Below are 14,414 nucleotides of genomic sequence, written 5' to 3' on the forward strand. Positions count from 1 at the left end.
TGATAAGCGTTAACTTATCAAAACTTATAGGTGAGAAGTGAAAATATAAGTTTTGATCGGGTGTAAAGATAATAAAAAGATCTTTACCTAGGTGTTAACTTTTTTATTTGGTGGATTCGCGCTCTATTAATTCAGTTTCCAAAACCACGGTTTGATAGCTCTCCTCCTCGGTTTCACCTTCCAATTTATCTATCAAAAGTTCAGCAGCCTTCTCCCCTATCTGCAAGGCATGTTGGCTTACCGTAGTCAAACCTGGTGTAGCGTGTTTGGACAGAACTCCATCGGTAAACCCTATCACCTGTAAGTCTTCTGGAATATTCTTATTCAAGCGTCTTGCCACTTTCATTGCTGTAAGTGCATAAAGCTCATTCACCGCAAAAATGCCATCCAATTCTGGATTATCCTTGAAGAGATATTCTATCTCCCTTTCCAATTCCTCCAAATGATCTTCGGCATCCAATTCTTCTACAATTTTCAATATCAAACCAGATTCCGGCTCAAACTTATGTTCTTCCAGTGCTTCCAAATACCCCTGTGTTCGTAAGCGCCCAACACTAACATAGTCTTTAGTGGTAATAATGGCTATATGCCTGCAACCATTAGCTATCAATTTTTTTACGGCATTTTTAGACCCTTGAAAATCATCCACAATCACCTTATCGCAATTCACTTCATTCACCACCCTATCAAACATGACAATAGGCATTCCTTGTGCAATGGTTTCCTTAAAATGGTGATAATCCTGCTGCAGCAAAGTTTCTTTGGAAATAGAAAGAATGAATCCATCAATACTCCCATTGGCCAACATTTCCATATTGATAACTTCCTTATCAAAGGACTCGTTAGACAACCCTACAATAACATTGTAACCTCGCTTGTTGGCCACCTTTTCAATCCCCATAATGACCTTGGAAAAAAAGTGGTGCACAATCTCCGGAATGATAATCCCAATGGTCTTGGTTTTCCTGTTTTTTAAACTTAGAGCAATATTGTTTGGTTTATAGTTATAGAGTTTCGCAAACGCCTGAATTTTTTCACGCGTATCTTCACTAATTTCCTTACTGTTTCTAAGGGCTTTAGATACGGTTCCAATCGAAACATCCAACTCTTTCGCAATCTGTTTTAGCGTAACCTTTCTCTTCATAAATTTTTCTTTTCCGGCAATAAATATACTTCTAAATTGATAATCTGTTAAATTCTTGGTCCGATATTCATTTATTTCATATTTTGAGCTAAAGTTTTCAACACGAAAACGTTTGCGCAACCCCTATAAAATGGATATCATAAAAATTGACATAAAATTTACCTAGTTTTATCATTGAGAAGTGAAAATATAACTAAATAAAGTTAACAAACTAATTCAAAAGAATTGTATGAAAACAACGCTAAATTACTTATTATTCCTGTGTTGCATGCTGCCTTCATTCCTATTTGCGCAGACCCAACTATCGGGAGTAGTAACGGAAGAATCTTCATCCTTGCCACTACCTGGAGTTAATGTCCTGATTAAGGGTACTACCTCGGGAACGGCAACCGATTTTGATGGAAATTACCAACTGAATGTCAATAATGGAGACGTCATTGTATTTTCCTATGTAGGGTACATCACCCAAGAAATCACTTACACTGGACAGAGCACCCTAAACGTTAGTATGGTTGAGGATGCCGCCAAATTGGATGAAGTTGTTATTATTGGTTATGGTGCTGTGAAAAAGGACGACCTTACTGGAACAGCAGATATGGTAACTTCTGAGGATTTCAACAAAGGTCCTATTGTATCTGCCCAACAATTAATTACCGGTAAGGTAGCCGGGGTATCCATTACTTCTGGTAGTGGGGCTCCTGGAGAAGGGCAAGATATCCGTATTAGAGGTACGGGGTCTCTATCCTTAAGCAGTAATCCATTAATAGTAATAGACGGTATTCCAATCAACAACGATGCTGTTGGAGGGGCAAGAAACCCATTGAACCTTGTAAACCCTAACGACATTGAAAGCATGGTGGTTTTAAAAGATGCTTCGGCAACAGCCATCTATGGTTCTCGAGGAGGTAACGGGGTTATCTTGATTACCACTAAAAAAGGAAAGGACAACGATTTTAAATTCAACCTAAATTCTTCTACTACACACCACACATCCAGTGCCACTGTAGACGTTCTTTCTGCAGATCAATTTAGAGAGGTTGTCACAAACCATCCTCGTGCCAATGAAGCTACAATAGCATTACTTGGAAATGCCAACACCGATTGGCAGGATGAAATTTACAACAACGCCTTTGGACAAGACCACAACTTTAGTGCCTTGGGAAGTGCTTGGGGAGTACCAATGAGAGCTTCTGTAGGGTATTCAGACCACGATGGTATCCTTAGAAGAGATAACTTCAAAAGAACTACTGGAGCCTTAAGTTTGACTCCAAAGTTATTGGATGATCATTTAAAAATTGAATTGAACGCCAAAGGGCAATACACTGAAAATTTCTTCGGAAACAGAGGTGCTATTGGATCAGCAAACGTTTATGATCCAACTCAGCCAGTTTATGATTCCAATTCTCAATACGGAGGCTACTTTGATTGGACAGATGCTAACGGTACACACATCAGTCTTTCTCCAATCAACCCTGTGGCACAGTTAAACTTGGTGGACGATACTTCTGAAGTTAGACGTTTCTTAGGAAATGCCAAAGTAGACTACAATTTCCATTTTTTAGAAGACCTTACTGCTACGGTTAACGTAGGTTTGGACAAATCCAACAGTAACGGAAGAACAGTTACCTCTGAAGACTATCCATCTACAGACCCAGATTGGATTGGATCTAGAAATGAATATTCCCAAGAAAGAACAGACAAATTATTGGATGCTTATCTAACCTACAACACATCTTTTAACGAAGACACCCACAACTTAAATGCGGTTGCTGGTTACTCTTACCAGTCGTTTGAGTATGATGGTTATAGCTACAGCAGTATTGACGAGCAAAATGCTATCGAAAATCCAGATGCTGATATCCAATTTGAATATATAGACAGAAGTAAAAGTGTCTTATTATCTTACTTCGGAAGAGTGAACTATGACTATAAAGGACGTTATTTATTAACCGCAACCTTTAGAGCGGATGCCTCTTCAAAACTTAACTCCAATGACCGTTGGGGATACTTCCCATCTGCAGCCTTAGCTTGGAACATCAAAAAAGAGGAGTTTATGGAAGACAGTGGGGTTACAGAATTAAAGCTTAGAGTTGGTTACGGTACCGTAGGTAACGTAAACGGATTGGGAGATTACTTGTTCCTTACCCGATATACAGGAAGTAACTCTTTTGCAACCTATCTTTTTGGAAGCACTTACTATCCAACCTACAGACCAGATGCCATTAACAAAGACCTTAAATGGGAGGTTAGTGAAACCTTCAACGTAGGTTTGGACTATGGTTTTGCTGAAAACAGAATTAAAGGGTCTGTAAATGCTTACATGAGAAAAAGTAATGATTTGATTGCAACTTCTACCGTAGACCCTTTTACCAACTTCTCTAACAGAATTGCTGCCAACATTGGTGATATGGAGAATAAAGGGGTAGAATTTGACGTAACCGTTATCCCAGTGAGAACTGAAGATTTTGAATGGTCCGTAAACTACAACGTTTCTTTCAACGACAATGAAGTAACTCGTATGCCAGACCAACAGTATGTAGGTGGTATTTCGGGAGGTGTTGGAAACAACATTCAAACACACGTGGAAGGTGAAGCACCTTACAGCTTCTTGGTATTCCAACAAATTTACGACGAAGACGGTAAGCCAATTGAAGGTGCCTTTGTAGACCGTAACGGAGATAATGTAATCAATGACGCCGATAAGTTCATCTACAAAGATCCTTATGCCGATGTTTTGATGGGATTGAACACCAATGTATACTACAAAAACTGGGATCTTTCTGTACAAACAAGAGCTAGCCTTGGAAACTACGCCTACAATAACGTAGCTTCAGGAAATGCTTACCTTAACAATGTGGTTCCTTCAAGTAACAATTATTTGAGCAATATTCACTCAGAATATCTGAGTTCAGGATTCAGCCAAATTACAGACAACACCTTGTTGAGCAACTACTTTATTCAGGATGCGTCATTCTTTAGAATAGACAATATCACTCTAGGACACACTTTAAACCATGCTATTAAAGACACTACTATCAGACTTTACGGTTCTGTTCAAAACGTAGCGGTGTTTACAAATTACGATGGTTTGGATCCTGAAATCAATGGTGGTATCGACAACAGTTTTTACCCTAGACCAAGATCCTTTGTGTTTGGTGTTAATATTGACTTTTAAAAATTGTAACTATGAAAAATATCTTTAATAAAATATCATACGCTTTTATAGCCTTGGCAATGGTAAGCTGTCATAGCGATTTGGACCAATCTCCAATCGATCCAGATAGTTTTACAGAAGAAGATGTATATGCCAATGCAGATGAAGCCAAAAGTGCCCTTGCAAAACTGTATGCTGGTTTTGCAGTTACAGGACAGCAAGGACCTGCTGGAAATCCGGATTTAGATCCTAACGACATTGACGAAGGGTTTTCGCAATTCACCAGAACATTGTTCTACCTAAACGAATTGACTACAGACCACGCCGTATTAGGTTGGGGTGATGCTGGTGTTGCAGACATGCACGGAATGTACTGGACAGGTAGTAATGACTTTACCAACGCTATGTACAACCGTTTGGGACAGGAAGTATCTTTCTGTAACTCATTTATTGAAAATGCAGGACAACTAACCGATGAGGAAGTACAAACCTTCATTGCTGAAGCGCGTTTCCTTAGAGCTTATGCCTACTACAACTTAATGGATTTATACGGAAATGTACCAATCCAAGTTACTGTAGCAACAACCTTACCTTCACAAAACACTCGTGAAGAAGTCTTCAATTTTGTAGAAGCTGAACTTTTGGAAGTGAAAGACTTGTTACCTGCTAGCGGAGCCAACGAATATGGGCGTGTAGACCGCGTAGCCGCTTGGGCACTGTTAACTAGATTATATCTTAATGCAGAAGTATATGTAGGTCAGAACCGTTATAACGACTGTATCACTTATTGTAATGAAGTTATGAACTCTTCGTACTCTCTCAACATGAGTGACGGTAACGGCAACGGAACTGCTTATGATGAATTGTTCTTGGCTGATAACGATAGTAACGGGGCTCAAAACGAATTCATCTTCGCTTTGAATTTTGATGGTGTACAAACCCAAACTTATGGGGGAACAACTTTCTTGGTGCATGCACAAATTGGAGGCTCTATGGTGCCTGCCGATTATGGTGTAGACAGTGGTTGGGCCGGTTTAAGAACTACCAGTAGCTTGGTAAACCAGTTTGAAGCTGGCGATATGAGAGCTATGTTCTATACCGATGGTCAATCTTTGGAAATTGAAGAAATTGCTCAGTTCAGTAATGGCTATGCCGTGACCAAATTCAAGAACATCGACACCAACGGTAACCCTGGAGTTGGTTCTGGTCAAGATTTAAGAACAGACAATGATTTACCATTGATCCGTTTGGCAGAAATCTACCTTACCTATGCCGAAGCTACCTTAAGAGGTGGTAATGGTGATATGAGTACTGCGGTTCAAAAAATCAACGAAATAAGAAGCAGAGCCTTTGGTGGAAATACAGGAAACATAACTTCCAGCAACCTTACCTTAGACTTTGTTTTGAATGAAAGATCTAGAGAATTGTACTGGGAGTTGTTAAGACGTACCGATTTAATTCGTTACAACCAGTTTACTACAGGTAGTTATTTATGGCCTTGGAAAGGGGATCAACCTAACGGAATTTCTGTGGATTCTTACAGAAACCTATTCCCTATTCCTAACAATAACTTAGCGACCAATCCTAACCTTACTCAAAACCCAGGATACTAAAAACAGATGAAAATGAAACAGCTTATAAATTATTGTTTAATCGTGGCCACCATGTTTTTCGTTGCCTGTAGCAGTGATGACGGTCACGGTGATTTCCAAATTACCGAAGGAACGTTTGGAGATATTTTAACGCCCAACGACGGGCAATCCTACACCTTAAACCCTTTTGAAAATCAAACAAACACAGCCATTACGATTACTTGGGAAAGCGCCGATTACGGTGTACCAACCCAAATAAGTTATATCGTAGAAGCGGCTCAAAGTGGTACCGATTTTGAAGAACCCGTTGTCATAGGAACTACCAGTTCCAATGTATTGTCTTTGGACATTGCAACCTTCAACGGATATGCAGTAGGAGCAGGACTGCTTCCTTTTACCGAAGGAAGTTTGGATATTAGAGTGAAATCAACCATTGGAAACCAAAGTGATATGCCACTTTATTCCAATGCCATTTCAGTATCTGTAACACCTTTCACTACGGCATTGCCTAAATTGGCTGTTCCTGGAAATCACCAAGGATGGGATCCTCCAACAGCACCGCTTTTAGCGTCGTCTGCGTTTGGAGAAACCGATTACGAAGGGTATGTTTGGCTAGATGGAGGTTACAAATTCTTGGCTCCTGATGCGGCCGGTGCCTTCCAATGGGGTAACACCGATTGGGGAGACGATGGTACTTCTACAGGAATTCTAGTTGCCGATGATGAAACCGATTGTACAGCTACAGCTGGGTATTACTTTGTGCAGGCCAATACCGGAGAGCTTACTTATGCAACCACCGCCGTAAGTTGGGGTATCATTGGTGAAGCCACACCTACAGGATGGGATTCAGATACCGACATGGTTTATAATAGTTCTACCAGAACTTTGGAAATAGATATTGACCTTGAACCTGGTCCATTTAAGTTTAGAGCAAACAATGCATGGTCTATTGAATTAGGATCCTTTAACGATGATGGCTTCCTTCAAGCTGGAGGAGACCTAACCTTCGATGGTACTGCTGGAAACTACCACGTAGTTTTAGACCTGTCCAACCCAAGGGAATACACTTATTCTCTAACTCAAAACTAATTTAAGATGAAACATTTATTAAAAATATTTTCTGCCTTTGCACTACTGCTTGTAGCTGTAAATTGCAACAATTCCGATGATTTTACATTCATCGATCCAGCCGAAAGTTTCAAGATTGTTTCTCCAAATGAAAATGCAGCCTTGTTATTGGATGGTGCCAACACCCAAAATGTGGCACTTACCTTGGTATGGCAGGACAACATTTCAGGAGCTGACAATTACACTGTTGAAATGGCTGCCGATGAAGAATTTACAGCACCTATTGTCTTAGGAACTTCTACCTCGCTTTCATTCTCAATGACAGTAGGAGAACTTAATGCTGTATTATTGAACAATAACATTCAAGCCTTTGAAGAGTCTGATGTGTTTTTCAGAATCTTAGGAGGAAGTGACATTTCAGAAGTGCTAAAAATGAAGGTGAGTTCTTACCCTGAAAACAATCCTGTAATTACGAGTCCTGATAGTTCTTTTGAAATCGTACTTACAGACATTTCCGAAGATGATCTTGCAACGACCATTGAATGGAATGATCCTGATTTTTCAGAGAATCCTACAGCTACCATCAACTACTATGTTGAAGGCGCCATTGCAGGAACTGATTTTGCAACTGTTGAAAACTTAGGGACTACAGAGGACACTATGTTGGAAATGACCCATGGTGAATTGAACGATGTAGCCCTTAACTTGGGAATTGAACCTGAAACAACAGGATCAATCGATATTAGAATCCGTTCGGTAATTGAAACTGCTGCTGGAGATTTAGAACGTAATTCAAATGTTATTACCATTACCGTTACAACTTATGAAACTGCACTTCTACCTGTAATCTACGGTGTTGGTGCTGGGATTCCAACCGCTGGTTGGGGATGGGATTCTCCTGCAGAATTCCTACTTCAAGGAAGTGTATACTCTGGAAATGTCATGTTATCTCCTGATAATGGCGGTAATTTCAGATTCTTTGGACAACAAGATTGGGGCCCAATTAGCTTTAACTATCCTTGGTATGAGTCAAGAGGGTTTACCATTGACGAAAACTTGGTAAATGCCAATGACGGTGACAGCAATTTCCAATTTGTAGGAACGGAAGGAGAGTATTTCCTTGAGATTGACATGGAAAACAAGACCATTACTTTAGGCCCTCCAGTAGTTGGTCCTAACTGTGAGTTCGACCAATTGTGGTTGGTAGGTGCTGGTGTTCCTGACGCAGGTTGGGGATGGGACACACCAGTTGCATTACCATGTACTGGAAACGGCGTGTATTCTGGAAATGTAAACTTCAGCAATGATGCCTTTAGATTCTTTACTGTAGAAGGAGATTGGGGATCTGGATTGAACTATCCATATTACGAAGGTGCAGGTTATACCATCGACAGTAACTTTACGAATGCTAATGATGGTGACAGCAACTTTAGTTTTACAGGAACTCCTGGAGAGTATTACTTAAGTGTAGATACCATCAATAAAACCATTACTTTGGGTGAAGCTCAAATTGAGTGCGAATATGAAACCCTTTGGATTGTTGGCGCAGGAGTGCCTGACGCAGGTTGGGGATGGGATACACCGGTAGCCTTCCCTTGTACGGGAGCCGGAGTATATTCTGCAGAAGTAACGTTTACAAACGACGCCTTCAGATTCTTCACGGTAAATGCCGATTGGGGGTCTGGATTGAATTATCCATATTATGAAGGAGAAGGTTACACCATCGATGCCAACTTTGCAAATGCCAATGATGGCGATAGTAATTTCAGTTTTGTAGGAACCCCTGGGACGTATACGCTCACCATGGACACCGTCAACAAAACCATAACCCTTCAATAAGAAGTTTTACAAATGGGCTATGAGAAATCATAGCCCATTTTAATATAAAATAGCTATGAAACACACATTACTCTCATTACTGTTTATTTCATTGTATGTCTTCTCATATGGGCAAACACAAAGCGACGTTAGCTTTGACATTAGCCCTTCTCCATTTGAGGAAACCGATGAAATCACCATAACAGTCTCCAATTTGGATGCCGACATTTGGGGCAGTACCAATGGAGCAGACCTATACCTTTGGACCTGGTATTTCGACACCAATGGCAATCAAGCAGGAGATTCCCCCACCAATGGCGATTGGAGTAATTCCAACGAAGCTCAAAAATTCACCAACAATGGTGATGGCACCTACTCATTCACTATGACACCAACCGAGCTGTATCAAGATACCGGCATTGGTCAATTAGGAATGTTGGTCAAAAGCGACGATGGTAGCCAACAATCCCAAGATGAATTATACTATGTAGGCGCTGTAACGGTCGTTTTTAACAGTCCAAATTACAACCCTGTGATTGTGGAATCTGGAGGCAACCTATCCATTAGTGCCTATATGCAATCAGCTGGAACTACCCAAGTAGGCGCATTTGAAGTCCTTTACAACAATGTCTCTGTAGCTACAGGGCAAGGATTTCCAACCTATAGCACGACTTTGACCAATGTAACAGAATCTGGAACTGTAACAGTTATTGGAACACCTTCAGGCTCCACAGAATCTGGGCAATCTTCTTTTGAAATCATTATAGCCAGCTCGGTAGTGGAAGCTCTTCCAGAAGGCATGGAAAACGGCATCAATTACGATTCCGAAGATGCCACTAAAGCAACTTTAGTTTTAGATGCTCCAAACAAAGATTTTGTATATGCTGCAGGAAGCTTTAACGACTGGAATCCCTATTCAAGCACCTATTTAATGAAGAAGGACGCATCCTCTTCCAAATTTTGGATAGAACTGAACGGTCTAACTTCTGGTGAAATTTATACCTATCAATACTGGACCTACACCAATTCGCCGGCAACCAATTCACCAAGTGAAGTAAAAACAGCCGATCCATTTTCAACCTTGGTATTATCACCTTGGGATGATCCGTATATTCCAGAAGACACCTACCCTAACCTTCCTGACTACCCTGCTGGGCAAAGTTATGAAGTAACGGTATTGCAAACGGCCCAACCAGTATATGATTGGCAGGTTACCAACTTCACAAAACCTAAAAAAGAAGACTTGGTAATTTATGAAGTCTTGATCCGTGATTTTGACAGCGACAGGAACTTTCAAGATATTATTGACAAGATTGACTATTTCAAAGATTTAAATGTAAATGCTATCCAGCTGATGCCTGTGATGGAATTTGAAGGCAACGAAAGCTGGGGCTATAATACATCTTTCCATATGGCCTTGGATAAGTTTTATGGAACCGAAGCTAAATTGAAAGAACTTATCGATACCTGCCACCAAAATGGCATTGCTGTAATTTTGGACATTGCCTTAAACCATGCCTTTGGAAGAAACCCAATGGTGCGTATGTGGTCAGACAATTCAGGGAACATCAACGCCGACAACCCTTATTTCAACCAAACACCTGCACATTCGTATAATGTGGGATCAGATTTTAACCATCAACAGGAACGTACACAATACTACTCAGAGCGTGTTGTGGAACATTGGATTGAAGAATTCAAAATTGACGGTATTAGATGGGACCTTACCAAAGGATTCACTCAAAATTGCGCCAACAACGAGGGCTGTACTAATGATTATAATGCCGATCGTGTGGCCATACTTAAGGAGTATGCCGACTTCAGTTGGGACTTGGACGCCAATCATTATGTCATCTTTGAACACCTAGGAACCGATTGGGATGCCAACAATGATGGTCAGACCTCATTGGATGAAGAAATAGAATGGGCCAACTACCACATCGGTGAAGGAAAGGGGATCATGTTATGGGGGAACTTGAATCACCAATACAACGAATTGACCATGGGTTACACTGCCAACATCACTTCTATGGGACATACTTCCAGAGGCTTTGACCAACCTAGATTGGTAGGCTATGCCGAGAGCCACGACGAAGAGCGTTTGATGTTTAAAAACATTCAATATGGAAACTCCAATGGCAGTTATGATGTTACTGAACTTAACACAGCCCTAGAGCGTATGTCCGCACTTGGCGCCGTAAGTTTAACCATTCCTGGACCTAAAATGATTTGGCATTTTGGAGAATTGGGCATGGAAAACTCAATCTATACATGTAATGATGGTACTGTAAATTTACCGGATAATGACAGTGATGGCACTGGTGATTGCAAACTGGATACCAAGCCTCAGCCACAATGGTCCAACAATTGGCTTGGCGATGCTAACCGAAGCCAAATTTATGAAGACTGGGCACGTATCAATGCTTTGAAAATCCAAGAAGATGTTTTTGAAGGCAACTACACCATTGAGTCCGGAAACTTGACTCCTAAAATTTACATTTGGGATGATACACTTCCATCAACTGAACTGAAGAACGTGGTCATCTTAGCCAATTTCGATGTGGTGGCACAGAACATGGTGCCTAACTTCCCATATACAGGAACTTGGTATGATTTAATGGATAATACCGGCAGCACAACCATGGAAGTAAGCAGTACAACAGCCACGATTAATATGGCTCCTGGAACCTTTAAAATCTATGGGAACTTGGCCGCAACCTTGAGTATTGAAGATCATGTTTTATCTCAAGGAATTAAGGTATACCCTAACCCAACCAACAACAGTTTCCAAATTAATAAAGCCACAACCCAGGTTGCGATTTATGATATCACAGGGAAATTGGTAAAATCATTTTCGGGCGACTTCCAAGAAGGCCATGGATTTGATATTTCAAACCTGATGCCAAGTATTTATATGGTAAAACTAAAAAATGAAGAAGGGCAAATAGCTACTTCTAAGTTGATAAAACTATAATTTTATTTGAGTTTTTTGTTTTTAAGTTTGAGTGAAAGCTTCTCCTTGCGGGAAGCTTTTTCTATTCTAAACGCACACTTACCATTCCAATACCATGGGGCTCCTGCAATTGGTTTTCTGGGATTCCAGGACCAATAGAAAACTGAAGGCTCTCTACGTTGTTGATATCGAATTCAGTAGTGATTTTATGCTCCAAATAGTACGGCAAAAAGCTAGGATACGGCCTTGGAAGCGTTACCGTTTTTACTGGTTTTAACTCTGAAAGTAACAAAGTATAGTCTCCCATTTTGGGTTCCAAAGTCAACATACCTCCATAACTAGAGCCATCTGCCATGACAAAGGCAATTTGCAAGGGCAACGGTTTATCAGTTAACGATCGCCCTTTAAAGACCAAAGTCGTTTTATCCTTTAAACTAGATTGTCTCCCATCAATTTCATCGATGATAAAGTGTTTAAAACTGTAATCGTAGATAGGTGGTGCATCCCTGTTTTCAGAATCTTCAACAAACAATTGCTCCAAGTTCATTTGGCACTCCGATTGTCCATTCTCTTCTGTTGGCACCAATTTAAAACCCCTGCGCCAAGGACGCACCAAATCATTGGTGTCCTCTTCAGCATCAAACAAATAAATAGGATTGCTTTCAGGGACTACTTTAACCACATAATCTTCGGTATCGTAAAAATCCCAATCCAAAAATTTGCCTTCCATATCAGCGGGATAGGATCTAAAGACACCTCCGCTTTTCACCACAATATTGTAATGCACAAAACCTGTCTGCAGATATTCTGAAGGTAGGGTTGCTGAATAAATATACCCTTGAATGTTTTTAAAATCCACCTGAAAACGCCCTTTTGAAGAATACCCTTGTAGTTGAATGCTCTCTGGCTTGTTTAGTGCTCCATACTGCACTTCCAATTGCAGAGCAGTATTTCCAGTCACTTCTTTTATCGGTTCATGTGTCAACCATGGTTTATCAACCGTAGTTTTAGGCGCATAAAAATCGTTGAGCTTATTGGTTTTAAAAGCATCATTAACAGACCAAGTCTTTTTGGTACCTTTTTTACTGAGGATATAAGTTCCCGGTTGAATTGAAAACGACTTACCACTTACCTGAGACTGAAAACCATTCCCTTCATTAATAGCTTCAATGGAAAATCCCTCCCCTAAATCCTTTAAATCAACAGACATTGAATGGGTTTCCCAATTGATAACTGCCACGGTCTTCTTCGGACTGTTTTTTCCGAACGGATTATCGACCCAAATAGCATCCGGTTGTATTTCCAAACGCCAAACGCCTTTGGAAATCTTATCCAAAAAATAAGCCCCCAGCCCATCATATGCCACGATAGGTGATCTGCCATAACCAGCAATCTCCTCCAATTTTTTAAGATTTCTGGGAGTTGAAGAAGTCGTATTTGTGTAGAAAAACTTTTCTTCGGAACTATACTCCGCCAAATCTGTTTTGTAATCTATCTTAAAATTGCCAAACGAGGTGTTCTCTGGGTACTTTCCAAATTCGGCATACAGGGGAATTTCATGAAACACTTCCGAGCAAATCTTTAAGGCCAAAGCCTTGGAAGGCGTGTAATTCAAATTCATATAATGCGTATTATATTCGGTATTGGCATAAGCCAAATACGTCGGGTCGTACGCAAAATGGGTCCCTATTTGCATTCCGGCACTTCTAAAACTTCGAGCCATAGCAGGATACACATAGGACTTCCCTACATCGGCCGCATCAAATTCATAGACCAATTTGGCGCCATGATGTTTTTTAATCACCTCTTCAAATGGCATGTCATAATCATTTACATTGGGCAGTACATTTCCAAAAAGTTCCTTACCATAACCAAGCCCCGTAGGATACCATTGAAAAGTACCTCCCTGAGCTCCTCCTTCAAAATAGGCATCCATAAAATGTACGGCATGGCTCATATTATAGAAAATAGGTTTTTGCGTTCCTGTTTTCCGCATCGCTTCTACCATGCCTTTCACAAAAGCTGTCACCTCTGCAGCCGTACCTTGATGGTGTGGTTCATTACTCACTTCAAAAGCAATGATATTAGGCTCATCCTTATAAGCTACTCCCGTATAAGGATTCACATGATTCAAAAACTGAAAGAGGTAATTTTGCTGTGCTTTTATAGCTTCTGTATTGGTCAAGCACTCTGCTTTTCCATATGTATGCGAAAACCCAGGAGTATCGCCATCAGGTTCTGGCCAACCATCACCCCAAAACGCTATGGGCGTAATGACATAGTTAATGTTATGGGCCTTTAGTTTGCTCAACAAATAATCAAAAGTCTCTAAATATTCGTTATTTAAAAGATTTCCTTCAACATCGCTTATTTGAGTGTCCCAAACATGAATTCGGTACAAATTGAAACCTAAGCGGGTAAAATGGTAAATGTCACTATCGATGGCCTTTTTGGGATCGATTCCCATACGTTTGGCCGAACGATAAGCATGAGCAAAGGGCACTGTATAATTAACACCAAAACCAAACACTTCTTCCTTGGTGGATTCCCATCGCATCACCCCATTGCCATCAATAACCACATTGCTTTTTTGGGATGTTCCCTGTGCCAAAGACCACTGAAACATACCCAAACACAATGCCATTACCAATGGAATAATTCCATTTACTTTCATATTACCAGTTT

At 40.5% G+C, this 14,414-nt stretch carries 7 protein-coding genes; 5 read left to right on the top strand and 2 right to left on the bottom strand.

What is annotated here, in order from left to right; all coding sequences use genetic code 11:
• Window positions 1-103 precede the first annotated feature (103 nt).
• Window positions 104-1,144, bottom strand: a complete 1,041-nt coding sequence (locus BKM32_RS02150) for a LacI family DNA-binding transcriptional regulator (RefSeq protein ID WP_053977062.1) — start codon at window positions 1,142-1,144, stop codon at window positions 104-106.
• Window positions 1,145-1,373: 229 nt separating this feature from the next.
• On the opposite strand from BKM32_RS02150, the gene BKM32_RS02155 reads away from it, so the two are divergent.
• From BKM32_RS02155 to BKM32_RS02175, 5 genes are read left to right on the top strand one after another with little or no spacing between them, the layout of a single operon-like run.
• Window positions 1,374-4,319, top strand: a complete 2,946-nt coding sequence (locus BKM32_RS02155; protein WP_076662357.1) for a TonB-dependent receptor — start codon at window positions 1,374-1,376, stop codon at window positions 4,317-4,319.
• 11 nt (window positions 4,320-4,330) lie between these two features.
• Entirely contained in the window at window positions 4,331-5,911 is a 1,581-nt protein-coding gene (locus BKM32_RS02160) for a RagB/SusD family nutrient uptake outer membrane protein (protein ID WP_076662358.1), read from the top strand.
• A 12-nt stretch (window positions 5,912-5,923) separates the two neighbouring features.
• Window positions 5,924-6,979 (top strand): SusE domain-containing protein, encoded by a 1,056-nt coding sequence (locus BKM32_RS02165; RefSeq protein WP_076663022.1) that lies wholly within the window; start codon window positions 5,924-5,926, stop codon window positions 6,977-6,979.
• A 6-nt stretch (window positions 6,980-6,985) separates the two neighbouring features.
• Window positions 6,986-8,797 carry a SusE domain-containing protein gene (locus tag BKM32_RS02170; RefSeq protein ID WP_076662359.1) on the top strand — a complete coding sequence of 604 codons (1,812 nt, stop codon included), beginning with the start codon at window positions 6,986-6,988 and terminating at the stop codon, window positions 8,795-8,797.
• Window positions 8,798-8,852: 55 nt separating this feature from the next.
• Entirely contained in the window at window positions 8,853-11,750 is a 2,898-nt protein-coding gene (locus BKM32_RS02175) for an alpha-amylase family glycosyl hydrolase (protein ID WP_076662360.1), read from the top strand.
• Window positions 11,751-11,811: 61 nt separating this feature from the next.
• On the opposite strand, the gene BKM32_RS02180 is transcribed toward BKM32_RS02175, so the two are convergent.
• Window positions 11,812-14,403 carry a cellulase family glycosylhydrolase gene (locus tag BKM32_RS02180; protein ID WP_083702069.1) on the bottom strand — a complete coding sequence of 864 codons (2,592 nt, stop codon included), beginning with the start codon at window positions 14,401-14,403 and terminating at the stop codon, window positions 11,812-11,814.
• Between the last annotated feature and the right edge of the window lie 11 nt (window positions 14,404-14,414).

Source organism: Mangrovimonas sp. DI 80 (assembly GCF_001975575.1).
Classification (GTDB): Bacteria; Bacteroidota; Bacteroidia; order Flavobacteriales; family Flavobacteriaceae; genus Mangrovimonas_A; species Mangrovimonas_A xylaniphaga.

Coding starts and splice junctions, on each gene's coding strand:
- BKM32_RS02150 (WP_053977062.1), bottom strand. CDS start 1,144: ATGAAGAGAAAGGTTACGCTAAAACAGATTGCGAAAGAGTTGGATGTT.
- BKM32_RS02155 (WP_076662357.1), top strand. CDS start 1,374: ATGAAAACAACGCTAAATTACTTATTATTCCTGTGTTGCATGCTGCCT.
- BKM32_RS02160 (WP_076662358.1), top strand. CDS start 4,331: ATGAAAAATATCTTTAATAAAATATCATACGCTTTTATAGCCTTGGCA.
- BKM32_RS02165 (WP_076663022.1), top strand. CDS start 5,924: ATGAAACAGCTTATAAATTATTGTTTAATCGTGGCCACCATGTTTTTC.
- BKM32_RS02170 (WP_076662359.1), top strand. CDS start 6,986: ATGAAACATTTATTAAAAATATTTTCTGCCTTTGCACTACTGCTTGTA.
- BKM32_RS02175 (WP_076662360.1), top strand. CDS start 8,853: ATGAAACACACATTACTCTCATTACTGTTTATTTCATTGTATGTCTTC.
- BKM32_RS02180 (WP_083702069.1), bottom strand. CDS start 14,403: ATGAAAGTAAATGGAATTATTCCATTGGTAATGGCATTGTGTTTGGGT.